The sequence below is a fragment of the Methylobacterium sp. Leaf106 genome (assembly GCF_001422895.1).
Lineage (GTDB): Bacteria > Pseudomonadota > Alphaproteobacteria > Rhizobiales > Beijerinckiaceae > Methylobacterium > Methylobacterium bullatum.
The window spans coordinates 413,231-435,188 of the sequence record NZ_LMNB01000023.1 but is presented as its reverse complement, the minus strand read 5'-3'; the positions used below and the strand labels follow the sequence as shown (position 1 = coordinate 435,188).

The 21,958-nt window shown below is 68.5% G+C and carries 24 protein-coding genes; 12 read left to right on the top strand and 12 right to left on the bottom strand.

Annotated features, from left to right (window positions below):
• Window positions 1-71 precede the first annotated feature (71 nt).
• A complete protein-coding gene (locus ASF34_RS13785) occupies window positions 72-914 on the top strand; it encodes a DUF937 domain-containing protein (RefSeq protein ID WP_056161690.1) in 843 nt (280 codons plus the stop codon).
• A 15-nt stretch (window positions 915-929) separates the two neighbouring features.
• On the opposite strand, the gene ASF34_RS13780 is transcribed toward ASF34_RS13785, so the two are convergent.
• Together ASF34_RS13780 and ASF34_RS13775 are read right to left on the bottom strand one after the other, a co-directional pair.
• Complete coding sequence (locus ASF34_RS13780; RefSeq protein WP_056161687.1) at window positions 930-1,157, bottom strand: Flp family type IVb pilin; 228 nt, start codon at window positions 1,155-1,157, stop codon at window positions 930-932.
• Between the two features lie 134 nt (window positions 1,158-1,291).
• Window positions 1,292-1,549, bottom strand: a complete 258-nt coding sequence (locus tag ASF34_RS13775; protein WP_056161685.1) for a DUF3072 domain-containing protein — start codon at window positions 1,547-1,549, stop codon at window positions 1,292-1,294.
• A gap of 189 nt (window positions 1,550-1,738) precedes the next feature.
• Here ASF34_RS13775 and ASF34_RS13770 point away from each other — a divergent pair, with 189 nt between their 5' ends.
• The gene (locus ASF34_RS13770) at window positions 1,739-2,782 is read left to right on the top strand and encodes a YihY/virulence factor BrkB family protein (RefSeq protein ID WP_056161683.1); all 1,044 of its coding nucleotides are present in this window, start codon (window positions 1,739-1,741) and stop codon (window positions 2,780-2,782) included.
• A gap of 110 nt (window positions 2,783-2,892) precedes the next feature.
• On the opposite strand, the gene ASF34_RS13765 is transcribed toward ASF34_RS13770, so the two are convergent.
• A complete protein-coding gene (locus tag ASF34_RS13765; protein ID WP_056161682.1) occupies window positions 2,893-3,456 on the bottom strand; it encodes a TetR/AcrR family transcriptional regulator in 564 nt (187 codons plus the stop codon).
• Window positions 3,457-3,574: 118 nt separating this feature from the next.
• On the opposite strand from ASF34_RS13765, the gene ASF34_RS13760 reads away from it, so the two are divergent.
• Window positions 3,575-4,267 carry a glutathione S-transferase family protein gene (locus ASF34_RS13760; protein ID WP_056161680.1) on the top strand — a complete coding sequence of 231 codons (693 nt, stop codon included), beginning with the start codon at window positions 3,575-3,577 and terminating at the stop codon, window positions 4,265-4,267.
• Window positions 4,268-4,552: 285 nt separating this feature from the next.
• Here the strand turns inward: ASF34_RS13760 and ASF34_RS13755 are convergent, their stop codons facing one another.
• Window positions 4,553-5,440, bottom strand: a complete 888-nt coding sequence (locus ASF34_RS13755; RefSeq protein ID WP_056140863.1) for a branched-chain amino acid aminotransferase — start codon at window positions 5,438-5,440, stop codon at window positions 4,553-4,555.
• A 204-nt stretch (window positions 5,441-5,644) separates the two neighbouring features.
• Between ASF34_RS13755 and ASF34_RS13750 the strand changes: the two genes are divergently transcribed.
• The 6 genes from ASF34_RS13750 (at window position 5,645) to ASF34_RS13725 (ending at window position 11,255) form a co-directional block, all read left to right on the top strand.
• Window positions 5,645-6,262: a MarR family winged helix-turn-helix transcriptional regulator gene (locus tag ASF34_RS13750; protein ID WP_082494171.1), complete on the top strand. Its 618-nt coding sequence runs from the start codon at window positions 5,645-5,647 to the stop codon at window positions 6,260-6,262.
• A gap of 1 nt (window position 6,263) precedes the next feature.
• Window positions 6,264-6,989: a response regulator gene (locus ASF34_RS13745; protein ID WP_018045104.1), complete on the top strand. Its 726-nt coding sequence runs from the start codon at window positions 6,264-6,266 to the stop codon at window positions 6,987-6,989.
• A 12-nt stretch (window positions 6,990-7,001) separates the two neighbouring features.
• Window positions 7,002-8,408, top strand: coding sequence for an ATP-binding protein (locus ASF34_RS13740; RefSeq protein ID WP_082494170.1), 1,407 nt, complete (start codon window positions 7,002-7,004; stop codon window positions 8,406-8,408).
• A 124-nt stretch (window positions 8,409-8,532) separates the two neighbouring features.
• Complete coding sequence (locus ASF34_RS13735) at window positions 8,533-8,724, top strand: hypothetical protein (RefSeq protein ID WP_018045106.1); 192 nt, start codon at window positions 8,533-8,535, stop codon at window positions 8,722-8,724.
• Between the two features lie 390 nt (window positions 8,725-9,114).
• The gene (locus ASF34_RS13730; protein WP_156465719.1) at window positions 9,115-9,894 is read left to right on the top strand and encodes an extensin-like domain-containing protein; all 780 of its coding nucleotides are present in this window, start codon (window positions 9,115-9,117) and stop codon (window positions 9,892-9,894) included.
• Window positions 9,895-9,971: 77 nt separating this feature from the next.
• On the top strand, window positions 9,972-11,255 hold the full coding sequence (locus tag ASF34_RS13725) for a L,D-transpeptidase family protein (protein ID WP_082494169.1): 1,284 nt from the start codon (window positions 9,972-9,974) through the stop codon (window positions 11,253-11,255).
• 51 nt (window positions 11,256-11,306) lie between these two features.
• Here the strand turns inward: ASF34_RS13725 and ASF34_RS13720 are convergent, their stop codons facing one another.
• Window positions 11,307-12,206 (bottom strand): LysR family transcriptional regulator, encoded by a 900-nt coding sequence (locus tag ASF34_RS13720; RefSeq protein WP_056161677.1) that lies wholly within the window; start codon window positions 12,204-12,206, stop codon window positions 11,307-11,309.
• 96 nt (window positions 12,207-12,302) lie between these two features.
• Between ASF34_RS13720 and ASF34_RS13715 the strand changes: the two genes are divergently transcribed.
• Window positions 12,303-13,433 (top strand): aldo/keto reductase, encoded by a 1,131-nt coding sequence (locus tag ASF34_RS13715; protein WP_056161676.1) that lies wholly within the window; start codon window positions 12,303-12,305, stop codon window positions 13,431-13,433.
• A 341-nt stretch (window positions 13,434-13,774) separates the two neighbouring features.
• Here the strand turns inward: ASF34_RS13715 and ASF34_RS13710 are convergent, their stop codons facing one another.
• The 4 genes from ASF34_RS13710 to ASF34_RS13695 form a co-directional block, all read right to left on the bottom strand.
• Window positions 13,775-14,071, bottom strand: a complete 297-nt coding sequence (locus tag ASF34_RS13710) for a hypothetical protein (RefSeq protein WP_056161673.1) — start codon at window positions 14,069-14,071, stop codon at window positions 13,775-13,777.
• A 259-nt stretch (window positions 14,072-14,330) separates the two neighbouring features.
• A complete protein-coding gene (locus tag ASF34_RS13705; RefSeq protein ID WP_056162073.1) occupies window positions 14,331-15,071 on the bottom strand; it encodes an ABC transporter permease in 741 nt (246 codons plus the stop codon).
• On the bottom strand, window positions 15,068-16,225 hold the full coding sequence (locus tag ASF34_RS13700; protein ID WP_056161671.1) for an ABC transporter permease subunit: 1,158 nt from the start codon (window positions 16,223-16,225) through the stop codon (window positions 15,068-15,070). Before ASF34_RS13700 ends, ASF34_RS13705 begins: the two co-directional genes overlap by 4 nt.
• A gap of 23 nt (window positions 16,226-16,248) precedes the next feature.
• Window positions 16,249-17,217 carry a glycine betaine ABC transporter substrate-binding protein gene (locus ASF34_RS13695; protein ID WP_056161669.1) on the bottom strand — a complete coding sequence of 323 codons (969 nt, stop codon included), beginning with the start codon at window positions 17,215-17,217 and terminating at the stop codon, window positions 16,249-16,251.
• Window positions 17,218-17,404: 187 nt separating this feature from the next.
• Here ASF34_RS13695 and ASF34_RS13690 point away from each other — a divergent pair, with 187 nt between their 5' ends.
• Window positions 17,405-17,794, top strand: coding sequence for a response regulator (locus ASF34_RS13690; protein WP_018045115.1), 390 nt, complete (start codon window positions 17,405-17,407; stop codon window positions 17,792-17,794).
• 40 nt (window positions 17,795-17,834) lie between these two features.
• Here the strand turns inward: ASF34_RS13690 and ASF34_RS13685 are convergent, their stop codons facing one another.
• Window positions 17,835-18,221, bottom strand: a complete 387-nt coding sequence (locus ASF34_RS13685) for a YraN family protein (protein WP_056162071.1) — start codon at window positions 18,219-18,221, stop codon at window positions 17,835-17,837.
• The gene (rsmI, locus tag ASF34_RS13680; protein ID WP_056161667.1) at window positions 18,214-19,176 is read right to left on the bottom strand and encodes a 16S rRNA (cytidine(1402)-2'-O)-methyltransferase; all 963 of its coding nucleotides are present in this window, start codon (window positions 19,174-19,176) and stop codon (window positions 18,214-18,216) included. The genes ASF34_RS13685 and rsmI overlap by 8 nt, the downstream gene beginning before the upstream one ends.
• 208 nt (window positions 19,177-19,384) lie before the next feature.
• Between rsmI and ASF34_RS13675 the strand changes: the two genes are divergently transcribed.
• On the top strand, window positions 19,385-20,557 hold the full coding sequence (locus tag ASF34_RS13675; protein WP_200913282.1) for a penicillin-binding protein activator: 1,173 nt from the start codon (window positions 19,385-19,387) through the stop codon (window positions 20,555-20,557).
• A gap of 111 nt (window positions 20,558-20,668) precedes the next feature.
• Here the strand turns inward: ASF34_RS13675 and hemW are convergent, their stop codons facing one another.
• Window positions 20,669-21,847 carry a radical SAM family heme chaperone HemW gene (gene hemW, locus ASF34_RS13670; protein ID WP_056162068.1) on the bottom strand — a complete coding sequence of 393 codons (1,179 nt, stop codon included), beginning with the start codon at window positions 21,845-21,847 and terminating at the stop codon, window positions 20,669-20,671.
• Window positions 21,848-21,958: the final 111 nt, after the last annotated feature.

The following is a 21,958-nucleotide window of genomic DNA, read 5'->3' as shown; positions in this document are numbered from 1 at the left end:
CAGAGTTCGCTCCTCGACAGCGGGCTGAAGCATGTCCGCCTGGCCGCGATGGGATTCAGAAGGCTTCCGCCATGTTCAACCTGTTCGATCTCATGCAGGCGCAAGGCGGAATGGGCGCCAACGGTTTCGGCCAGCAATTCGGCCTGTCGCCGGACCAGACCCGGCGGGCCATGGAAGCGCTGATGCCGGCCCTGACGCTGGGCCTTCAGCGCAACGCCGCCGCCGATCCCACCGGCTTCACCCAGATGTTCAGCTTCATGGACCCGAGCGCGTCCGCCACCACGCAGGCCAAGCCGCAGATGGACGCCATGATGCGCCAGCTCTTCGGCTCGCAGCATCTGGGGCAGGCCGTGCTGCAGCAGGCCGCGGCGGCGAGCGGCGTCGCGACACCGGCGTTGCGGCAGATGCTGCCGCTCATGGCCGGGATGGTGGTGGCGGGGATCGTCCACGTCATGATGAACCCCGGCCAGGCGGCTCCGGCCCCGGCGGCGCCTCCACCCTCCCCCTTCGGCATCCCGACCCATCCCTATTGGACGGAGATGATGAACGCGTTCATGGCGGCGGGCGGCTCGATGCTGTCCGCGCCCAAGGACGTGACGACTTCCCGCGCAACCCCGGCCCAGAGAAGCCTGCCGCCGGCGCGCTTCTTCCCGGAGCCCAGCCTATCCGCGAGTTCGAAGGCTGCGTCGGGTTCCAAACCCGGCTCGGGCACAAGGACCACAGAAGCGGCGCAAGCCTCCCCCCTCAACCCGTTCGACCTGTTGCAGCAGATGTTCCAGTCCGGGCTGGAGGCCCAGCAGGAGAACGCACGGACGATGCAGAGCCTGTTCGACAGCCTGTGGCGCGACGGCCTGACGGCCATGGATCCGTCGAAGGCGAAACCCGCCGCCAAACCCGGCCCGACACGGCGCTGAGCGTCGCGCGAAGCCTCACGTGCTCCGGGCGATGGCGTCACCGATATATTTGTACATCGCGCCGACGCTGTCGGCATAGAGATGAAGAGCCGTGACGATCGCCAGGAAGATCAGTCCGGTGATCAGCGTATATTCGATCGCGGTCGTGCCGCGCGTGTCCCGCTTGAACCGCGCGGCGAGGCCCGGGACACGGGATCGAGCCCGATCCCGCTGCGTCGCCCGAATTGTCTCGCGGTTCGTCATGGAAGTGGGGCTATCCTCGACGAAGCCGGCGCAGGTTGTCCTACGCCGGAAATCGTTGCCGCCCGTTTAAACGTTTCCCGTAAAACGCCCGCTTCTCCACGCAGGGAGCAGCGGAAACCGAGGATGAGGGCGGATCAGCCCCGTCCGGCTTCCTTGCGAAGGGCGTCGATGCGCTTGGAAGCCTCGGCCTTGTCGAGATCGGGCTCGAACGCGTCCGGCGACTTCGCCTCCTCCGAAAGGGTCTTGAGGTAGGAGGCCTGCGCGCCGGTCATCGGCTCGTCGCCCGTGGTCCACTCGCTCGGATCCTTGATCCGGTTCGACGCGTCGCCACCGGCCGTCTTCGGGTTCTCGTTCTCGTTCTCGTTCTCGTCCGTCGCCTGCTTCTTCGTCATCGCGCAACCTCGTTCATGAATTGTTCTCTTCATAACGAGGGCCTCGCCGATGAGTTCCGCGCCGTCTCCCCTCTCCCGACCCGAGGGATCGATCGACTGGGCGCTTCATCCGTACACCCGCCCCTGCCGATGCCATAAGGTGGATCCGCAGCCCGATCACGGGTGTCAGCCCTCACGAGAGACGCAGCCATGGCCCAGGACGTCGACGAGGGTGACGACTGGCGCTCGGTGGGGACGCGGTCGCAGGATAAAGCGGCCCTCGAAACGGCGCGGCGGCGGGCACGGGAGCCGGACAGGGGCCGCGATGCGAGCCGTCCCTCCGACATTCCGCAGGCGGGATGGAAGGACATCCTCTGGCGCGTCCTGTGGGCTCTACCGCAGGATCGCGTGCTGACTACATCCGGCGGCGTCGCCTTCTTCGCCCTGCTCGCGGTGTTTCCCGGCCTCGTGGCCGTGGTCTCGATCTACGGGGTGTTCTCCGATCCCGCCGTGATCAGCCAGCATGTCGGCCTCCTGACCTACATCCTCCCCGCCGCCGCCCTCGATCTCCTGTCCGAACAACTGGTGCGGATCGCCGAACGCAGCACGGGGTCCCTCGGTCTCACCTCGACGATCAGCCTGCTCATCGCCCTGTGGAGCGCGAATTCCGGGGTCAGCGCGCTCTTCGATGCCCTCAACGTCATCTACCGTGAGCGGGAGGACCGGACCCTCGTCCGGTTCTATGCGACGACCTTCCTGTTCACCCTCGGCGGGGCCGCGTTTCTCCTCCTCACGATCAGCGTGGTCGTGGTCCTTCCCGCGATCGTGGAGCGCTTCGGGTTCCAGGGATGGGCCGACACGATCCTGTCCGTGGCGCGGTGGCCGGTCATCCTGGTCGTGGTGAGCTTCAGCCTGTCGTTGATCTATCGCTACGGCCCGAGCCGGCGCCGGGCGAAATGGCGCTGGGTGAGCTGGGGCAGTGCACTGGCGGCGTTTCTCTGGGTCTGCACCTCCGGAATCTTCTCCTGGTACGTCGCCAGCTTCGACAGCTACAACCGCATCTACGGGTCGCTCGGCGCCGGCATCGGCCTGATGTCGTGGATGTGGCTGTCGATCGTGGTCGTCCTGCTCGGCGCCGAGATCAACTCGGAGATGGAACGCCAGACCGCCCGCGACAGCACAGAGGGGCGGCCGAAACCCCTCGGCGTCCGGGATGCTTTCGCCGCCGACAATGTCGGTCCGGGCCGGGACTGAGTCTCACCGACTCTGATCCATCCGTCAGGGGCAGTGACGTCCGGCGGACGACCGCCGCCGCGCCGTCGCGCGGGGAGACCTCGACGAGTCAGGCTTATCGAGGTCCGGTCTTAGTCAGGCAAAAGTCCCGCCTTCCGGTAGGTGTCGATCGCCGAATCGTAGACGGCGATGTCCGACCGGCTTCTCGCCAGGAGCTGCGCGCCGACGATGGCCGCGAAGATAGCCCATGCCCTCGGCGTGCTGTCCTCCACCGTGACCAGGGAGGCGGCGGAGAGCCGTCGGCCGATCCATGCCACGTTGACCTCGGCGAAGGCCCGCACCTCGGCCCTCACCTCCTCCGGCAGGTCGTCGTGTTCGGCGGCCATCATGCTGGCGAGGCACATCCGGTTGTCGTTCTGGAGCGCAGCGCGGAACGTGTCGGGGTAGCGCCGCAGACAGTCGAGGGGGTTCGGGAATTCGTCCGCCATGGTTTCGAGCGCCGCCGCCGCATCCTCCCGGTAGCGCCCGGCCACCGCCGCACCCAGGGCGGCCTTGCCGGGGAAATAGTAATGGATGCTCGCCGCCCTGATGCCCACCTCCTCGGCGAGATCGCGAAAATTCAGGCCGCCATAGCCGCGCGCCTGCGCGGTCAGCCTGGCGGCGCTCAGGATCAGCTCCCTGGTGCTCTCACTCATCCTGGTACCTTCGCCGGAGCCCTCGAACCTGCCGCCTGTCACATGGCAGATAGACGTTGACGCGTCGATTCCGATCTGGTTGATATATCTACCAACTGGCAGATAGGGGACATCCGCGATGAAGATCTACGACCGGGAGGCGGGTCCGCACCCCGCACGAATCCGCATCGTTCTGGGCGAGAAGGGGCTCGAGGAAAGGGTCGAGTTCGTCAGCGTCGATCTCATGGCCGCCGAGCAGAAGCAGCCGGCCTTCCTGGCGATGAACCCGATCGGTAAGGTCCCGGTCCTCGAACTCGACGACGGGACGATCATCAGCGAATCGACGGCGATCACCGAATATTTCGACACCCTCGATGGCGACCCGACCCTCACCGGCAGGACACCGCGTGAGAAGGGCGTCATCCACATGATGCAGCGGCGCGCCGAGATGATGCTGATCGACGCCGTCGACGATTATTTCCATTACGGCACCCCCGGCCTCGGAGGCGCGCTGCGGCCATGGCGGATGCCGGATTGGAGCGGGGCGAAGGAATGGGGCCAGAGGCGGGGCGCCTATGCCGTGGCCAACATGCCCTATTTCAACGGCGTGCTGGCCAACCAGCCGTACCTTGCGGGAGAGCACTTCTCGATGGCCGACATCACCTTGTTCGCCGGCCTGATGTTCGCCGACATCGTCGCACTGCCCATCGCCCCGGAACTCGCCGCTCTTCACGCCTGGCGCGGCAAGGTCGCCGATCGTCCGGCCGTGAAGAACCGCAGCGGTCAGGTCCCGCGTCCGGAAGACCTGGCGCGATACGGAGACGCGGCTTAGGGCCCGTTCGAGCTGTTTTTCCTAAGCTTCATCTCAGGATGAGGAAATCTGCTTGGATGATCGACATCGGCAGGATCATCCACCGAGAGATGCGATCAGACAGCCTATTGAAAGCAACAGGCTTCGACGCCGGGACCGTCCATCGCGTCCGCTTGCGTCATGGACGGCGACGCCTCGTCACGAAGGACCAACTCGATGTGAGTCCCCGGTGAGCGAGGGCAAGGCGTCGTTCGCGCCTCGTCCTCGCGATCGCCCACGACGTGGCCGCGCGAAGAGCGGCCCGAACTACGCCGCCACCGCCTTCGGCTGAACCTCAGCGGTGTAATCGTCCATGAGCGTCTTGGTCATGGCGGCCGGGGTGAAGCGGTAGGGGCCGATCTCGGAGACCGGCGTCACTTCCGCGGCGGAGCCGGTGATGAAGCACTCGGAGAAGCCCTCCATCTCCTCGGGCCTGATCCGCCGCTCGATCACCTCGAAGCCGCGCCGGCGGGCGAGGTCGATGACGGTCTGGCGGGTGATGCCGTTGAGGAAGCGGTCGGCGAGCGGGGTGTGGACCACGCCGTCCTGGATGAAGAAGATGTTCGCGCCGGTGCATTCGGCGACGTAATCCTCCCAATCGAGCATCAGGGCATCGGCATAGCCCTTGTTCTCGGCCCGGTGCTTCGAGATCGTGCAGATCATGTAGAGACCGGCCGCCTTCGAGGCGGAGGGGATCGTCCGCGGATCGGGCCGGCGATAATCGGCCATGTCGAGGCGGATGCCCTTCATCTTGGTCTCGGGATCGAAATAGCTCGGCCATTCCCAGGCGGCGACGGCGAGGTGGATGGTATTGTTCTGGGCCGAGACGCCCATCATCTCCGAACCGCGCCAGGCCACGGGACGCAGGTAGGCGTCGGTGAGGCCGCTGGTCTTGAGCACGAGTTCCTTGGCCGCCTCGATCTCGGCGACGCCGTAGGGAATCGTGAAATCGAGGTACTGCGCCGAGCGGAGCAGGCGCTCGGCATGCTCGTGGCTCTTGAAGATCCGTCCGCCATAGGCGCGCTCGCCCTCGAACACCGCCGAGCCGTAATGCAGGCCGTGGCTGAGCACGTGGATCTTGGCCTCGCGCCACGGCACCAGCACCCCATCGAACCAGATGGTGCCCTCGCGTTCGTCGAACGGGATCACGGACATGACGAATTCCTTGAAACCGCGGGCTCGCATCGGGGCGCCTGCGGGGTCGATCGATCGGGTTGGCGCGATGGCCAGGCAATGCCCCGCGCAGTATCCGCGAGGACGGAGGTCCGCAAGACGGCCGTTACGGCGAGCCGGCCCCGGTAAGGCTTGACGGGTATCAACGCCCCTGAGATATGTCAACAACACTGACGTATATTGAGGATGTCGCCGGACGTGACGCGCCAATCCACCCTGGCAACGGGCCCGGCCCCCCTATCCCTGTCCGAGGAGGATGACGGGCCGGCGGATTCAGGTCTCGCGCCCGAAGGCGTGCCCACATCCGACAACGGCATCACCAACGATCTCGTCGAATTGCTATTCTTCGCCTATCGCGACTTCGTCGGCGACCCGGACCGGATGCTGGCCGAATACGGCTTCGGGCGGGCGCACCACAGGGTGCTCCATTTCGTCTATCACTATCCTGGCCTGACCATCGCCGAACTCCTCGACATCCTACGGATCACGAAGCAGAGTCTGAACCGGGTTCTCAAGGATTTGATCGAACAGGGCCACATCGTGCAGAAGACCGGCCGGAGCGACCGCCGCCAGAGGCTGCTCTATTGTTCGGAGACGGGCGCGACGCTCACGGCGGAGCTGACGCGGGTCCAGGTGCGGCGGGTCGCCCGCGCCATCGCCGATCCGGTGGCGGACGAACCGACGGGCGCCCGGGACGGAAACGGATTTGCCGCGGCACAGGGATTTCTCATGGCGATGATCGAACCCGAGGAGCGCGCGGCGGTGACCAGCCTCATGGCGCGCCGCGCCCGGAGCCGTCGCTGACATGGCGTCGCCGGAGCCGAGAATCCGCGCCGAGCTTCCCGACCACGCCCCCCACATCCTCGTGGTGGACGACGACCGCCGGGTGCGCGAGCTACTGTCGCGCTATCTCTACGAGCAGGGGTTCCGGGTCACGGCGGCCGGGAATGTCGAGGAGGCCCGGCAGCGGGCACAGAGCTTCGTCTTCGACGCCCTCGTCCTCGACGTGATGATGCCGGGGGAGAACGGGTTCGATTACGCCCGGCAGGTGCGCGAGACCTCGCGGGTGCCGATCCTGATGCTCACCGCCCGTTCCAACCCCAACGACCGGGTGATGGGGCTCGAGATCGGGGCCGACGATTACCTGCCCAAGCCCTTCGAGCCGCGCGAGCTGATCCTGCGCCTCAACAACATCATCAAGCGCCGCCCGGACGGCGCTCCGCCCTCCGACCGCACCATCGCCACGGTGACGTTCGGGCCGTTCTCCTACCGCATCGACCGGGGCGAGTTGCGCCGCGACGAGGAGACCATCCGCATCACCGACCGCGAGCGCGAGATCCTGACGATCCTGGCCGAGGCCAAGGGCGGCAATGTCGACCGCGACGTGCTGGCCGGGAATGGCGGGCTCGCCGCCGAGCGCACCATCGACGTGCAGATCAACCGCCTGCGCCGCAAGACCGAGGTCGATCCGGGCAATCCCCTCTTCCTCCAGACGGTCCGCGGCATCGGCTACCGCCTCGCGATCGATTAGACGGGACCCGCCATGGCCCTCGCCGGCCTGAACCTGTCGCGGATCAGAACCAGCACCGCCGCCGCCTGGCGCGCGAGGCCGCATCCGCGCCGGATATGGAAGAGGCTCGCGCGCGCCATCGGCAACGCCCTGCCGAAGGGGCTCTATGCGCGCTCGCTCATCATCATCATCGCCCCGGTGGTGCTGCTGCAATCGGTCATCGCCTACACCTTCATGGAGCGGCACTGGCAACTCGTGACCCGCCGCCTCTCGGCGGCCGTCACCGCCGACGTGGCGGCGATGATCGACGTCTACGAGAGCTACCCCCAGGACAAGGACGCCGACACCCTCACCCGCATCGCCGGCACGCGGCTGAACCTCGATCTCGACATCCTGAAAGGCGCCAAGCTCCCCCTGCCGGGGCCGCGGCCGTTCTTCTCCATCCTCGACGAGACGCTCTCCGAGGAACTCGCCAAGCAGATCGGCCGGCCGTTCTGGATCGACACGGTGGGCCGGTCCAGCCTCATCGAGATCCGCGTCGAGATCCCGGACGGGGTGCTGCGGGTGACCGCGCGGCGGAGCATGGCCTACGCCTCGAACTCGCACATTTTCCTGCTGTGGATGAGCGGTTCGTCCCTGGTGCTCCTCGGCGTGGCGATCCTGTTCCTGCGCAACCAGATCAAGCCGATCCTCCGGCTGGCCGACGTGGCGGAGAGTTTCGGCAAGGGCCGCGAGATCGAGTTCCGGCCGCGCGGCGCCCGCGAGGTGCGCCAGGCCGGCCACGCCTTCATCGAGATGAAGCGGCGCATCGAGCGGGCGATGGAACAGCGCACGACCATGCTCAACGGCGTCAGCCACGACCTGCGCACCATCATCACCCGGTTCAAGCTGTCGCTCGCCCTGGTGGAGCAGACGTCGGAGGTGGAAGACCTCCAGCGCGACGTCGACGAGATGAGCCGGATGCTGGAGGCCTACCTCGCCTTCGCGCGGGGCGATTCCGGCGAGGCCGCCGTGCCCACCGACATGCGGGCGATGCTGGAGGATCTGCGCACCGACGTGGAGCGCCTCGGCGCCCACGTGGCCGAGGTGAAGTTCGACGGCCGCGCCATGGTGACGCTGCGGCCGGACGCGTTCCGCCGCTGCCTGTTCAACCTCGCCGCCAACGCCGCCCGCTACGGCGAGACGGTGGCGATCCGGGGCCGCACGGAGGCGCGGTCCTTCCTCGTCTGCATCGACGACGACGGTCCGGGCATCGCCGTCGAGAGCCGCGAGGAGGTGTTCAAGCCCTTCGTCCGCCTCGACGATGCGCGCCAGGATGCCGGCGGATCGGGCCTCGGCCTCGCCATCGCCCGCGACATCGCCCGCGCCCATGGCGGCGACGTCGCCCTTCACGACAGTCCGCTGGGGGGATTGCGCGCCACCGTCCGCATCCCGGCGTGACCGTCCGATCCCTGTGAATTTTGTTGCGTCCGGGGTGTCCCCTCGGGCGCTGAGCAATGCTATGACCGGGGCCGCTTTACAGAGAGAAGGGCCGAACCCCGGTCCCGACATACGCGAGTACGCCATGAACCCGCTGGGTCCCGTCCTGATCGTCCTGCTCCTGCCGATCTCCGCCATCGGCCTCCTGCTCTACACCGATACCGGCATCGAGCCGGCGCTGTTCACCGCCACCGTGAAGACCTTCGTCGCCCTGTTCGCCATCGCCGGGATCCTGTCCTACGGCGCGAGCCGGCTCGCCGCCCGCTCGGAAGGCTGACAACCGCGTCTCCGGACCGGCCCCGTGGCGGGGCCGGTCCTGCTCTGACGCAACGGTGACGATGGGATCGAGGACGACATGAAGGCCGCCCTCGCTCGCATCTCTGCGTCTGCCCGGCAGAACGACGATAGTCGCAGATCTCGCGGGCCGCTCGGGTCCCCTCTCCTGGAAGGAGAGGGACAGGGTGAGGTGTGCGACCTTTTCGGAGAGTCCACGCACCTCTCCCCAACCCTCTCCTTCCAAGAGAGGAAGCCCGTCGCGCAGATCGGCGAAGCCCGTAGATGGCGGGGGACGGTTCGAATCCTCGCTCTCTGCCTCGCGGCGGGCGTCTCAGCGCTGTCGCTTCCGGCCCTGGCCGCCGAGGAAAAGTCGGCCCCTCCGCCCGCTTCGATGCCCGAGCCCCCGGCCCGGCCCGCCGAGCTAAAGCCCGAACCGGCGCCGACACCCGCGACGGTTCCGCCGCTCCCGGACGCTCCGGCCCCGCCCGAACGCCCGGCCGAACTGACGCCCCCTCCCCCGGCCGCGCCGGAGACGGGTCCGGCTGCCGAGATGCCGCCGCCGCCCCCGCGCCCGGCCGATCTTTCGACGCCGCCGACCACATCGCCCGCCCTCACCCTGACGGTCGCCCCCCTCGACGACACCGCCTGCCGCAAGCGCCTGGAGCGCCTGGGGGCGACCTTCGAGGCGCTGCCGCCGATCTCGAACGGCCAATGCGGCGCCGAGAAGCCGCTGAAGCTCACCCGCCTCTCCGGCGACGTGGCGCTCACGCCTCCCGCGACCCTGGTCTGCAACACGGCCGAGGCCCTGGCGCGCCTGGCGACGGAGGCGCAGGAAGCCTCCGAGCGCATCCTGAAGGCCCCCCTCAGGAGCCTGTCCATCGGCACCTCCTACGAGTGCCGCGGCCAGAACCACGATCCCGAAGCCAAGCTCAGCGAGCACAGCTTCGCCAACGGCGTCGATATCATGGGCTATGGTTTCGACGGGCGTGCACCGATCAAGGTCGGCGCCGGTCTCGACGACGCATCGGAGGCGACGTTCCAGGCCGCCATCCGGGCCAAGGCCTGCGGCTTCTTCCGCACCGTGCTCGGACCGGGGTCGGATGCGGCCCACGGCAACCACCTCCATCTCGACGAGCGCGAGAGGAACGCGGGACATCGTCTCTGCCAGTAGGAGATGTGGAACGCCGAAGGGGCGCGCCGGCTTTAAGGAGCGCACCTGTCGATCCCCCGGCGAAAGTTGACCCTGAAATGGCCCATCTGCCCCTGCCGAGCGCCGTCGCGCTCATGGCCCTCGTCTGCCTGGCGACACCGGCGGCACTAGAGGCGAAGCCGGCAGGAACCACGTCCTCCGACGCGGGCAAGACCACACCCGGGGAGGCCCTGACCGTCGAGGAGATCAACGGCGCGACCTTCACGGGGTCGGAGAGCGGCGACAAGGCGGGCGACAAGAAGGCCCGCACGAGCGCGAAGGACAAACGGCCCCAGCCGCTTCTGGTGAAGGTCCAGGTGCTCCTCGACCGGGCGCATTTCTCCCCCGGCGCCATCGACGGCCGCGACGGCGAGAACATGCGCAACGCCCTGTCGGCCTACGCGGTGGCGCAGGGGCTGCCTGCGAGCCAGACCCTGAACCAGGAGCTCTTCGACAAGCTCGCCGCATCGAGCGCCGACCCGGTGGTGGTCCCCTACACGATCACCGAGTCCGACGCGGCCGGCACCTTCGCGGAGAAAATCCCCGCCAAGATGGAGGAGCAGGCCGATCTCGAGGCGATGAGCTACACCAATCCGCGCGAAATGCTGGCCGAGCGCTTTCACATGTCGCGCGACCTCCTCACCGCCCTGAACCCGGACGCCGCCCTCGACAAGGCCGGCACCACCATCACCGTGGCGGCGGTCCCGCCCCTGGAGACCGGCAAGCCGGCGAAGGACGAGGCGAAGCCGAAGAACAAATCCGAGGGCAAATCCGAGGGCAAGTCCGAGGGCAAGTCCGCCAGCAAATCCGAGGACAAGCCGGACGCTGAGAAGGGCACGGAGACGTCGAAGAAGGACGATGCGACCAAGGGCGAAGATGCGCCCAAGAAAGCTGATACTTCCAAGAAGGATGACACCCCCAAGAAGGACATCGTGCGGGTCGAGGTCGACAAGGTCACCCGCCATGTCCGTGGCTTCGGCGAGGACGGCACCCTGCGGGCCTATTACCCCGCTTCCATCGGCAGCGCGGAGAAGCCCGCTCCCTCCGGCGAGGCCAAGGTGAAGGGCGTCGCCTTCGCGCCGGTCTACACCTACAACCCCAAATACGCGTTCAAGGGCGTGAAGACGAAGAAGACCTTCTCGATCCGCCCCGGCCCGAACAACCCGGTCGGCATCGTCTGGATCGACCTGTCGATCCCGTCCTACGGCATCCACGGCACGCCCGAGCCGGAGAAGGTGGGCAAGACCGAATCCCACGGCTGCATCCGCCTGACCAACTGGGACGCCCGCGACCTCGCCACCCGCATCGAGCGCGGCGCCAAGGTGGTGTTCAAGGACGAGTGAGACCTGTTGCGGCGTGGGATCGATGGTTGGGGCGCCGTCGACCCATAGGGGTCACGGTCTCACCCATCGCAAGGCGTCGATCAGAGCGCGGAGCGCTGGCGTGACCTGCCTGTTGGGATAATAGAGGTGACAGCCCGAGAAGGGCGGGCACCACGCGTCGAGCACCTGAACCAACGTTCCGGCCGCGAGATCGGCTGCGACCTCGTCCTCCAACATGTAGCCGAGCCCCGCCCCCGCGCGCACCGCCGCAGCCGCGAGGGGGCCGTCATTGACGATGAGCTGTCCGCCCGCGCGCACCCGTATCTCGCGGCCCTTGTCTGTGTCGGTGAACTCCCAGGGCAGGAGGCCGCCGCCACCGATCAGGCGGTAGTTCACGCAGTTATGGGCCTCCAGGTCGCTTGGGGTCGCCGGCCGAGGATGGTGGGCGAAATAGCCTGGCGTGCCGACGACGACCGTGCGCAGGTCCGGTCCGACGCGGACCGCCACCATGTCCTGCTCCACCGTGTCGCCGAAGCGTATGCCGGCATCGAAGCCGGCCGTGACGACGTCGGCGAGGCGATCGTCGATCACGACCTCGACCGAGACCGCCGGGTGTTCGAGCAGGAACCGTGGCAGGGTCGGCTCGAGGATGGTGCGGGCGGCGTAGGCGAACGTCGTCAACCGGAGGGTGCCGGACGGCGCGTCGCGCCAATCGGCCAACGCCGCGAGGCCACGCTCGACCTCTTCCAACGCCGGGCCGAGCGAGCGCAACAGTCGCTCGCCGGCTGGCGTCGGGGCGACGCTACGCGTCGTGCGCGCGAGCAGGCGCACACCCAGACGCGTCTCCAAGCCTCGCATCGCATGGCTGAGGGCCGACGGCGACAGGCCGAGTTCGGCCGCGGCCCGCGTGAAGCTGCGGGTCCGTGCCACCGCCGCGAAGGCCGCGAGATCGTCGAGTGCGCCACGCCGCATTGCTGCATTCCATTCACAGACCCTTGCCGCCGGCAACGGCTAATCGCCTGGGGGCGGTATCGCTACCATCCGCCGGATCATTAGCGAGGCTCAACAATGGATTTGACGCATTATCGGACGCTGGGCCGCTCGGGACTCGCGGTGAGCCCCCTGGCCTTGGGCACCATGACGTTCGGCACGGCGCGCTGGGGGCTCGACGAGGCCGGCAGTCGCGCGGTGTTCGATGCCTATGTCGAGCGTGGCGGCAACTTCGTCGATACGGCCGACGTCTACGCGAGTGGCGGCAGCGAGACGATGGTCGGTCGTTTCGTCGCCGAACGCGGCCTGCGCGACCGGCTCGTCCTCGCCACCAAATCGGGTTTCGCCACCGGGAGTGGACCGCACGCGGGTGGTTGCGGCGCCAAGCACGTCCACGCGGCGATCGACGGTTCGCTGCGCCGCCTGGGAACGGACTACATCGACCTGTACTGGCTTCACGTCTGGGACGGGATCACGCCGGCGGAAGAACTCCTCGAAACGATGGTCGGCCTCGTTCGTGCGGGCAAGGTTCGCTACTGGGGTCTGTCGAACACACCGGCCTGGTATGCCGCCAAGCTCGCGACCCTCGCCGCCTCGCGCGGTCTGCGGGGTCCGGTCGCGCTCCAGTATTTCTACTCGCTCGTCAATCGGGAGGTGGAGGACGAGCACATCCCGCTCGCGGCTGAATTCAGCATGGGCATGGTGCCTTGGTCACCTCTCGCCTACGGGTTGCTCACGGGCAAGTACGACCGCGCCACCGTGGAGGCGGCCGGCCCACTCGCGGGTGGCCTGCCGAAAGACGCGGCGCAGGCCGGTGAGGCGCGCCCGGCCGACGACAAGCGCCTCGACGGCGCGAATCCGTTCGGCGACCGCCTGTTCACGCCGCGCAACTGGGATATCGTGGAGGCCGTCCGCCGCGTGGCCGACGCGATCGGACAATCGCCGGCCCGTGTCGCGCTCGCTTGGGTCGTGGGCAAACCGGGCGTGGCCTCGACCCTGATGGGCGTCAGCCGCGCGGCACAGGTCGCCGACAATGTGGCGTCCCTCGGACTCGTACTGGAACCCCAGCACCGTGCCGCCCTCGATGCGGCCAGCATGCCCGCCGAGCCGCGACTGATTTACGCCCTGGCGCAACCGCCGTTGCGGCAACAGGTCGTCTTCGGAGGTGCGCAGGTTCACGCTTTGGCAGACATCTCTCGATGCCGCTGACATCCGCCTAGAGCGGTTTGCTGTAGAACGCGCGAGGGGCCGTGCCAGACGTCTCGCGCGCGAGGGACAACAGGGATCGTTGTCCCCTCGAACGTCTGATTTTACGCACCGGCTTCCACGAACCGTCCCGTCTCAAGACCACCCGGGATGGACACGGCCTCGTCATGCCGTTCTGGTCGACGACAGGCGAGCGCCGCATCCGGTCGCCCCGGACGATGTTCCGCCAACGGCACCGGCCCGACGCGCCCTCGGTGGCCGTTCACGCCGTCCGGCCAATCACGTGCCAACGCCGAGCAGGCTCGCGTCGCCGCGGATACCGAGAAAGTCTCACATCCTGTCGGCTAGATCGTTTGTTTGCGCCACTGCGGATCTTCGAGTTTTCTCCGTGCCATGTGCATCAGATCGTCCCGCACCGACTTCGTCGCGCTGAACGGGATGTCGAAGTTCAGGCTATGATAGATCAGGCCGAGGACGGTGCTGTAATCGGGGTCGTCAGCGCCGCCGTCGATGAAGTCCAAGACCCATCGGTAGACCGCTTCATGGTCCGATGGAGAGGGATCGTCGCCGACGACCAGCCGGCCTCCGGTGATCCACTCGCTCCGCAATGCCGCGATGTCCTGCGCCGTCGGGTTTGTCATGCCGCCTCGTGACGTTCGAACAGGCCAGGAAACGACCGCACCGATCGCCCCAGCCGACCACCTCATCCTGAGGTGCCGAAGCGGAGCGGAGGCCTCGAAGGAGGGCTCCAGTTCGCGCAGCGGGTTCTGGAGCCCTCCTTCGAGGCCGCTGCGCGGCACCTCAGGATGAGGTTAATGCGTTGGACAAACAACTCAAACAGGCTCCAACTCGTCGCCGATTTCAGATCGCAAAATCGGTCACCGCCTTTGCGAAACCCGCTCATCGCCGCGCCCGGTCCGCCGAGCCGATGCTCGCCAGCGCCAGCATGCCCGCGTCGCCGAGGAAGGCCAGGGCGGCGGTGGCGAGCGCGCCCTGGAGCATCGGCAGGACGTTCTGGTTCTGCAGCCCGGCGACGATGGGCGTGCCGAGGGTGGAGGCCCCCGCGAGCGCGCCCACCGCCGTGGTGGCGATGGCGAGGACGAGGGCCGTGCGCAGGGCATCGACGAGGCCCGGCATCGCCAGGGGCAGTTCCACGAGCAAGAGGATCTGGAGGCGGGTGAACCCCAGGGCTTGCGCCGCCTCGCGTGCCTCGGGCGAGACCGCTTCCAGCGCACCCACCGTGCCGCGCAGGACCGGCATGATGCCGTAGGCGACGAGCGCCAGCAGGGTCGGCGGACCGCCGAAGCCGAGGATGGGCAGGGCCAGGGCCACCATCACCACCGGCGGCACCGCCTGCGCGGCGGCCGCGATGCCGTCGATGCCGCCGCGCAGGGACGCCGCGCCGGCGCGCGTGGCGAGGATGCCGAGGCCGAGGCCGAGCAACGCCACCAGGGCGAGCCCGGTCCCGGCGAGGGCGAGGTGATGCGTTGCCAGGGCCAGCAGGCGCTCCGCGCTCAAGCCGCGTCGCGGCGCCTCCCCGAGGCCCGAGACGATCCAGGCCGCCACGGTCGGATGGCTCATGGCGGCGAGGGCCGCCCCGACGAGACCGGTGGCGAGGGCGGTGCGCAGGCCGGGCCTCATGCGCGCCACCGTGCCCGGCAGGAGGCCTCGACGGCGCTCAGCGACCCTTCCGCTGCCAGGGACAGGAGGATGATGGGGATGGCGCCCAGCAGGATCAGGTCCGGGGCGAATTGAGCCATACCGTCGAAGACGATCCGCCCGAGGCCGCCCGCTCCGATGAGGGCGCCCAACGTCGCGAGGCCGAGGCTCTGCACCGCCGCGACCCGCAGGGCGCCCACGAGCATCGGCGCGCCGAGGGGCAGCGTCACTCGGGCCAGGATCTGGGCCTTCGTCAGACCCATGGCCTCGGCGGCATCGATGGCGGCGGGATCGGCGGCGCGCAGGGCCGTGCCGATCCCGCGCCAGAGGGGCAGCAGCAGGTAGGCGGCGATGCCGAGGAGCGCGGGCCACGGACCGAGGGCCGAGAGGCCGAGATCGCGCATCGCCGGCACGGCGCGCAGCACTCCGCCGACGAGAGCCACGAGGGCGCCCAGCAGGGCGACGGCGGGGATCACCTGCACGCCGCTGACGAGGAGCCCGACGAGCCCCTGCGCGGAGCGCCAGAGAGAGAGGAGCACGGCCGCCGGGATGGCGAGGGCGATCGCTCCCCCCGCCAGGAGCAGGTGCTCGGCGATGGCCTCGTGCACCGCCTCCCGCCGCCCGGCATATTCCACCGCCAGGGACAGCCCGTCCAACCCGCCGCCGCGCCAGGCCGCGACCAGGAATCCCGAGGCTGCGAGGATGGCGAGCACGCCGAGCCCTCGGCGTCGGACCCGTGCGATGCTGCCTCCGGCCAGCGCGAGGAGGCAGGACGAGGCCAGCCAGAAGCCGGAGCCGAGGCTGGCTCTCGCGGCCGACGGCATGGAGGACACGATCCGGGCCGCCTCCGCGCCGAGGCCGAGCAGGAACACGGCCCAGGCCGACAGGAAAAATCCCAGGGCGAGAAGGCCGCCCGTCCGCCGGGGCAGTGTCGTGCCGACGACGAGGCCGGCCAGCGACAGGAGTGAGACGAGGCCGATCGACCATTCGTGGAACGCGGACGCACGGACGGGATCGCCGGGCAGGAGGCGGTTTGCAGCCACGTCGAGGAGCGCCATCCCATGGAGGGACGCGACGAGAAGTCCGGCCGCGAAAAGCCCGGCCCATGGCGCTCGATGGCCCGTCGCATGGCGCATGAAAGCGGGTGGCGATGGCGCTCTCACCCGATCAGTCCGCGCTCGTTGAGGTAGCGCCGGGCGACCCGATCCGCGACCTCGCCGTCCACGGTGATTCGCCCGTTGAGGCCGCGCAGGGTCGGTGCATCGAGGCCGGCGAAGACCCGCGCCAAGGCCGGACCGATGGCCGGGTAGCGCTCCAGCGCGGAGGCGCGGATCACCGGGGCGACCTCGTAGACGATCTGGGCCGCCTTGGGATCGCTCATGACCACGAGATCGAGGGCGGCGAGCGCCCCGTCGGTGCCATAGACCATGCCCGCATTGACCCCGCTGATCCGCTGCGCCGCGGCCCTGGCCGTCACCGCCGTGTCGCCGCCGGGCAGGCTGACGATGCGGTCGAGGGGCAGGCCGAAGCCGTAGGCCGCCTCGAAGGACGGCAAAGCCGCCGGGCTCTCCACGAACTCGGTGGAGGCCGCCAGCAGGATGAGGCCGTCATTGGCGGCCCTGGCGAAATCCGCCATCGTGGCCAGATGCCGCGTCCGTGCGAAATCCCCGTTGAGGGCAATGAGCCAGGTGTTGTTGGCGGGCGCCCTGGCGAGCCAGACCAACCCCCGTTCGGCGTCCTTGCGCCGGATGGTCTCGTAGGCCTCCTGCGGGATCTTCCAGGCGGGATCGGTCTCGGTGCCGGTGAAGAACGCGCCGTTGCCGGTGTATTCCGGGTAGATATCGACCTCGCCGGAGAGGAGGGCCTCGCGGACGATCAGGGTGGGGCCGAGGCCGAGCTTGCGGACCACCGGCACGCCGAGATGCTCCAGCACGAGGGCGATCATCGCCCCCGTGAGCGCGCCTTCGGTGTCGCTCTTCGAGGCCACGACGAGGGGTCGCTCCGCCCGGGCGGAGGTGCCCGCCGCGACGGCCCAGCTGACAAGGAGTGCCAGGGCACCGCGCCGGTTCGTCGCTCCGGGCGCAACAGGTCCCGCCGATCTGCGTGAAAATGTATCGTCCGATAACATTAACCCGATCCTGAACCTCCGCGGCCACTTTCTGCGCCTTGACACGCCAAGCGGAACGGGCGACGGCTCGACCGTTGCCGCAGGCGCTAAACGTCATTCTCGCCAACCTCACGGATGGCAAGCCTGTAAGGCTCCGGATGACGGCACCGTTCCAGGCCGGAACGAATCGAAGGGAAGAATCCCCAGCGTGAGTGCTGAACAGAACGACACTCTCCTCGACGGCGCCAGGGTTCTGGTGGTGGAGGACGAAGCCGCCATTTCCATGCTGCTCGAAGACATGCTGCTCGATTTCGGGTGCACCGTCGTCGGGCCCGCGGCGCGTCTCGCGACGGCCCTGGAAATGGCACGGAGCGAGACCTTCGAGGTCGCCATCCTCGACGTGAACGTCGCCGGCGAACCCATCTATCCGGTGGCCGAGGCGATCACGGAGCGCAACCTGCCCATCGTGTTCTCGACGGGGTATGGCGGCGCGGGAATCCGCGAGCCGTTCCGCGACCGTCCCGTGGTGCAGAAGCCGTTCAGCCAGGCGGATCTCAAGCGCACGCTGATCGCCGCCCTCGCCGCAGCGAGGAAGTAAGCGGCCACCTTACGATGTGCGGAACGGCCGTCGCGCCGCCTCACATGCCCTCGATCGCGAAGGCATCGGGCAGGTGGCGCGGCCAAGTGCGCGGTGCCACGAAGACAGCATCCGCACGCAACGTCATGGTGGCATAGCGCGGATTGCGCGCCATCCAGGCGCGCACCGCGCGCGAAAAACGGGCGCGCTTCTTCGCATCGATGGCGGTCCGGGCCGCGTCGAGGGTGGCTCTCGCCTTCACCTCCACGAAAGCGATCGTGTCGCCCCGGCGCAGGATCAGATCGATCTCCCCGCCGCTCGCGCTGAAGCGCCGGGCGAGCGGGCGATACCCCCTCATCATCATGGCGAGGAGCGCGAGGGTCTCGCCCGAATGGCCGCGCAGGTAGGTGGCGCGCCGCCGCTCTTTGGCGTCGACGAGCCTAGACATCGGCATCGGTGCGCCGGGCGAGGACGAGGGCGCGGGCATAGACCACGCGACGGGGCTGGCCGGTGGCATCGGCCACGAGGGCGGCGGCGTCCTTGATCGAGTGGCGGGACAGCGCCGCTTCGATCGCCGCATCGAGACCGGCCTCGACCTCCTCCTCCGGCGGTTCTTCCGGGTTGGTCCCGATCACCACCACCACCTCGCCCTTGGGAGCCCCCTCCTCGGTAAAGGTATCGGCCAGGGTCGCGAGGGTGCCACGCCGGATCGTCTCGTAGAGCTTGGTGAGTTCGCGGGCGACCGCCGCGGGCCGGCTCCCTCCGAGGATCGCGGCGGCATCCACCAGCATCTCGGGCAGGCGGTGGGGTGATTCGAACAGGACCAGCGTTCCGGGGATCTGCCCGAGCGCCGCAAGGCGATTGCGCCGGGCACCGGATTTCTGCGGCAGAAAGCCTTCGAAAAAGAAGCGGTCGGTGGGCAGGCCCGCCGCGACGATGGCGGTCATCACCGCGGATGGACCGGGGATAGGCGTCACCGCAATGCCCGCCTCGATCGCAGCCTGGACGAGCTTGAAACCGGGGTCGGAGACCAACGGCGTTCCGGCATCCGAGACCAGGGCCAAGGCCTCGCCGTTCTGCATCCGTGCGATCATACGCTCACGCACCGCCGCGTTCGAATGCTCGTGATAGGCGACCAGCGGCGTCGTGATGCCGTAATGCATCAGCAGGGTGCGGGTGACGCGGGTGTCTTCGGCGAGCACGGTATCGGCCGCCGCCAAAGTCGCCAGCGCACGGAACGAGACGTCCTTGAGGTTGCCGATCGGGGTCGCCACCACGTGCAGTCCGGGGTCGAGCGGTTCGGCCTCCGCCGCAAGGCCGAAAGCGGTGAAGGTGGAGACGGGCTTGGCCGGATCGTGGACCGCCTTGGAGCGGCGCGTCCGATTGTCGATTCTCTGAGTCATGAGGCGGACTTTGCCACGGGGACACGGGCCGGAGGAATGCCCGCGCCGGGGGTGTCGGCACATTTACTTTTGTCGTCCAGGCTTTAACCGTGCACGGATCGGGCGGGCGATGCAGATGAGCGACGGGGAGTACCGTGCAATGGGGAAAAGCCTTGCAAGGGGCCACGGTCCCGCCACGGTCGGTTGGGCAAGGGCCGCGGCGATCCTCATGCTCGTCGGGGGGCTTGGCGGCTGCATCGGCGGTCCCGATGGCGGCCCGCGCGCCACGAAAGCCGCGCCTAACCCGGATATGGCCGCCGCGGGCGATCCGCAGGCGACGTCATTGGGTGCAACGAAGATCGGCACCGGGTCGGTGAAGATCGCTCTCATCCTGCCCTTGTCCGGTCCGGGTTCGGCAGTCGGCGCGGCTCTGCGCAATGCCGCAGAACTCGCCGTGGAGGATTTCCAGAAACCCGACCTGCAGATTCTGGTGAAGGATGACCGCGGCTCGCCGGATGGCGCGCGCGAAGCGGCCCAGGCCGCCCTCGCCGAGGGCGCCGAGCTGGTGCTCGGACCGCTTTTCGCGGCCAATGTCCAGGCGGCGGCGGGGGTCACGCGTGGGGCCGGCAAGCCGATCATCGCCTTTTCCACCGATGCGAGCGTCGCGGCGCGCAGCGTCTACCTCCTCAGCTTCCTGCCGCAGGCCGAGGTGGACCGCGTGGTCGACGAGGCGGTCGCAGCCGGCCGCCGCTCCTTCGCCGCGCTGATCCCCGAGAGCAGCTACGGTAATGCCGTGGAGGCGCAGTTCCGCGAGGCGGTGGCGAGGAAGGGCGCCCGCCTGGTGGGAATCGAGCGCTACGCGCCGGGCGCGCCCGCCCCCGCGATCTCGCGCCTCGCCGGCCTGATCAACGGTCCCGGCGCCCAGGCCGATGCCCTGTTCCTGCCGGAAAGCCCGGAGGGCTTGGCCGTCGTCGCACCCGCGCTCACCAAGGCGGGGTTTTCTCCCGGCCGGGTCAAACCCATTGGCACGGCGGTGTGGAACGATCCACGCGTCTTTGCCGTCCCCGCCCTGCAGGGCGGCTGGTTCGCAGCAGCGGATGCCAATGGGTTCAACGGTTTCTCGCAGCGTTATCAGGCGCGTTTCGGCTCCGTGCCGCCACGCGTGGCGACGTTAGCCTACGACGCCGTCTCGCTCATGGCGGCGCTGACACGGCAATACGGATCGCAGCGCTTCGCCGACGTCACCCTCACGACGCAGGCAGGCTTCTCTGGGATCGACGGCACCTTCCGATTCCGGCCGGAGGGGGTGAGCGACAGGGCGCTGGCGATCTACGAGATCCGTAGCGGCGCACCAACCATCGTCAGCCCGGCCCCGCGCACGCTAGGCCCCTCCGGCACATGATGCGGTTTGCGCATCAGGTGTGGCAGAGGAAGGCCCTACCGAGGGTGATCGGGTAGGTCTCACCGGGATCGCCGCTGCAATAGGTCATGAGCGGCAGGGCGCGGCGCAGCATCAGGCAGCGAGTTCCGCCACCACCGCGTTCAGAACCGGCGCACCGCGGGGGGTCGCGGCGATACGGCCTCCATCCAGACGGGCGACGAGCCCGTCACCGATCAGGGCCTGGATACGGACCGGATCGAGTTGGCGACCCTTCAGCATTGCATAGCGGGCCGGATCGACCCCTTCCCTGAGACGCAGGCCCATCATGAGGAACTCGTCGCCCTGGTCGGCGGCCGAGAGAGTTTCGGTCTCGACGATGCCGTGGCCGTCGCGCTCGACCCGGGCGAGCCAGGCTTCCGGCGCGCGTTCGGTGACCGTACCGATCCGCCCTTCGCCGGTCACCAGCCGGCCATGCGCGCCGGGACCGATGCCGGCATATTCGCCATAACGCCAGTACAGGAGGTTGTGCCGCGATTGCGCGCCGGGGCGGGAATGGTTGGAAATCTCGTAGGAGGAGAGCCCGGCCGCGTCACAGACCTCCTGCGTCACGTCGTAGAGCGCTCTCGCCATGTCGTTGTCCGGTGGGACGAGCTTGCCGGCGGCGTGAAGGCCGAAGAACGGCGTCCCTGGCTCGATGGTCAGTTGATAGAGCGACAGGTGCTCGGCCGCCCTGGCGATGGCCTCCCTCAGCTCGGCACGCCAGGCGACCGCGCTCTGGTTCGGCCGCGCATAGATGAGATCGAAGGAGTAGCGCTCGAAATGCGCGGCGGCCATCTCAACCGCCGCCATCGCCTCTGCAGCCGTGTGGAGCCGCCCGAGGGCCTTCAGGGAGGCGTCGTCCATGGCCTGGACCCCGAGGGAAACGCGGTTCACGCCGGCGGCCCGATAACCGCGAAAACGGCCGGCCTCGACGCTGGTCGGGTTCGCTTCCAGCGTCACCTCGATATCGGGCGCCGCGCCCCAGGCATCGTCGATGGCCTCAAGCAACCCCGCGACGGTGCTCGGCTGCATCAGTGACGGGGTGCCGCCCCCCAGGAAGATGCTCGACACGGTGCGGCCCGGAACTCGCGCCGCCACATGGGCGATCTCGGCCCGGAACGCCGCGAGAAAGCGGACTTCATCCACCGGCGCGTGACGGACATGGCTGTTGAAGTCGCAATAGGGGCACTTCGAGGCACAGAAGGGCCAATGGACATAGACGCCGAACCCGGCATCGCGGGTCGGGTGGTCCGGGCCTGAACGATCGGTCATCGGGCGGATGTGCGCGCGGCTGGGGATTTTGGCAATGGTGCCGGGACGATCCACGTCTACCGCCTCACCTCCGCATGCGGCCGAGGTGAGGCGTAAAGAAGCTCGCCCGCC

Excerpts from the sequence above, each read along its gene's own strand:
- ASF34_RS13785 (WP_056161690.1), top strand. The coding sequence starts at position 72 with ATGTTCAACCTGTTCGATCTCATGCAGGCGCAAGGCGGAATGGGCGCC.
- ASF34_RS13780 (WP_056161687.1), bottom strand. The coding sequence starts at position 1,157 with ATGACGAACCGCGAGACAATTCGGGCGACGCAGCGGGATCGGGCTCGA.
- ASF34_RS13775 (WP_056161685.1), bottom strand. The coding sequence starts at position 1,549 with ATGACGAAGAAGCAGGCGACGGACGAGAACGAGAACGAGAACGAGAAC.
- ASF34_RS13770 (WP_056161683.1), top strand. The coding sequence starts at position 1,739 with ATGGCCCAGGACGTCGACGAGGGTGACGACTGGCGCTCGGTGGGGACG.
- ASF34_RS13765 (WP_056161682.1), bottom strand. The coding sequence starts at position 3,456 with ATGAGTGAGAGCACCAGGGAGCTGATCCTGAGCGCCGCCAGGCTGACC.
- ASF34_RS13760 (WP_056161680.1), top strand. The coding sequence starts at position 3,575 with ATGAAGATCTACGACCGGGAGGCGGGTCCGCACCCCGCACGAATCCGC.
- ASF34_RS13755 (WP_056140863.1), bottom strand. The coding sequence starts at position 5,440 with ATGTCCGTGATCCCGTTCGACGAACGCGAGGGCACCATCTGGTTCGAT.
- ASF34_RS13750 (WP_082494171.1), top strand. The coding sequence starts at position 5,645 with ATGTCGCCGGACGTGACGCGCCAATCCACCCTGGCAACGGGCCCGGCC.
- ASF34_RS13745 (WP_018045104.1), top strand. The coding sequence starts at position 6,264 with ATGGCGTCGCCGGAGCCGAGAATCCGCGCCGAGCTTCCCGACCACGCC.
- ASF34_RS13740 (WP_082494170.1), top strand. The coding sequence starts at position 7,002 with ATGGCCCTCGCCGGCCTGAACCTGTCGCGGATCAGAACCAGCACCGCC.
- ASF34_RS13735 (WP_018045106.1), top strand. The coding sequence starts at position 8,533 with ATGAACCCGCTGGGTCCCGTCCTGATCGTCCTGCTCCTGCCGATCTCC.
- ASF34_RS13730 (WP_156465719.1), top strand. The coding sequence starts at position 9,115 with ATGCCCGAGCCCCCGGCCCGGCCCGCCGAGCTAAAGCCCGAACCGGCG.
- ASF34_RS13725 (WP_082494169.1), top strand. The coding sequence starts at position 9,972 with ATGGCCCATCTGCCCCTGCCGAGCGCCGTCGCGCTCATGGCCCTCGTC.
- ASF34_RS13720 (WP_056161677.1), bottom strand. The coding sequence starts at position 12,206 with ATGCGGCGTGGCGCACTCGACGATCTCGCGGCCTTCGCGGCGGTGGCA.
- ASF34_RS13715 (WP_056161676.1), top strand. The coding sequence starts at position 12,303 with ATGGATTTGACGCATTATCGGACGCTGGGCCGCTCGGGACTCGCGGTG.
- ASF34_RS13710 (WP_056161673.1), bottom strand. The coding sequence starts at position 14,071 with ATGACAAACCCGACGGCGCAGGACATCGCGGCATTGCGGAGCGAGTGG.
- ASF34_RS13705 (WP_056162073.1), bottom strand. The coding sequence starts at position 15,071 with ATGAGGCCCGGCCTGCGCACCGCCCTCGCCACCGGTCTCGTCGGGGCG.
- ASF34_RS13700 (WP_056161671.1), bottom strand. The coding sequence starts at position 16,225 with ATGCGCCATGCGACGGGCCATCGAGCGCCATGGGCCGGGCTTTTCGCG.
- ASF34_RS13695 (WP_056161669.1), bottom strand. The coding sequence starts at position 17,217 with ATGTTATCGGACGATACATTTTCACGCAGATCGGCGGGACCTGTTGCG.
- ASF34_RS13685 (WP_056162071.1), bottom strand. The coding sequence starts at position 18,221 with ATGTCTAGGCTCGTCGACGCCAAAGAGCGGCGGCGCGCCACCTACCTG.
- rsmI (WP_056161667.1), bottom strand. The coding sequence starts at position 19,176 with ATGACTCAGAGAATCGACAATCGGACGCGCCGCTCCAAGGCGGTCCAC.
- ASF34_RS13675 (WP_200913282.1), top strand. The coding sequence starts at position 19,385 with ATGCTCGTCGGGGGGCTTGGCGGCTGCATCGGCGGTCCCGATGGCGGC.
- hemW (WP_056162068.1), bottom strand. The coding sequence starts at position 21,847 with ATGACCGATCGTTCAGGCCCGGACCACCCGACCCGCGATGCCGGGTTC.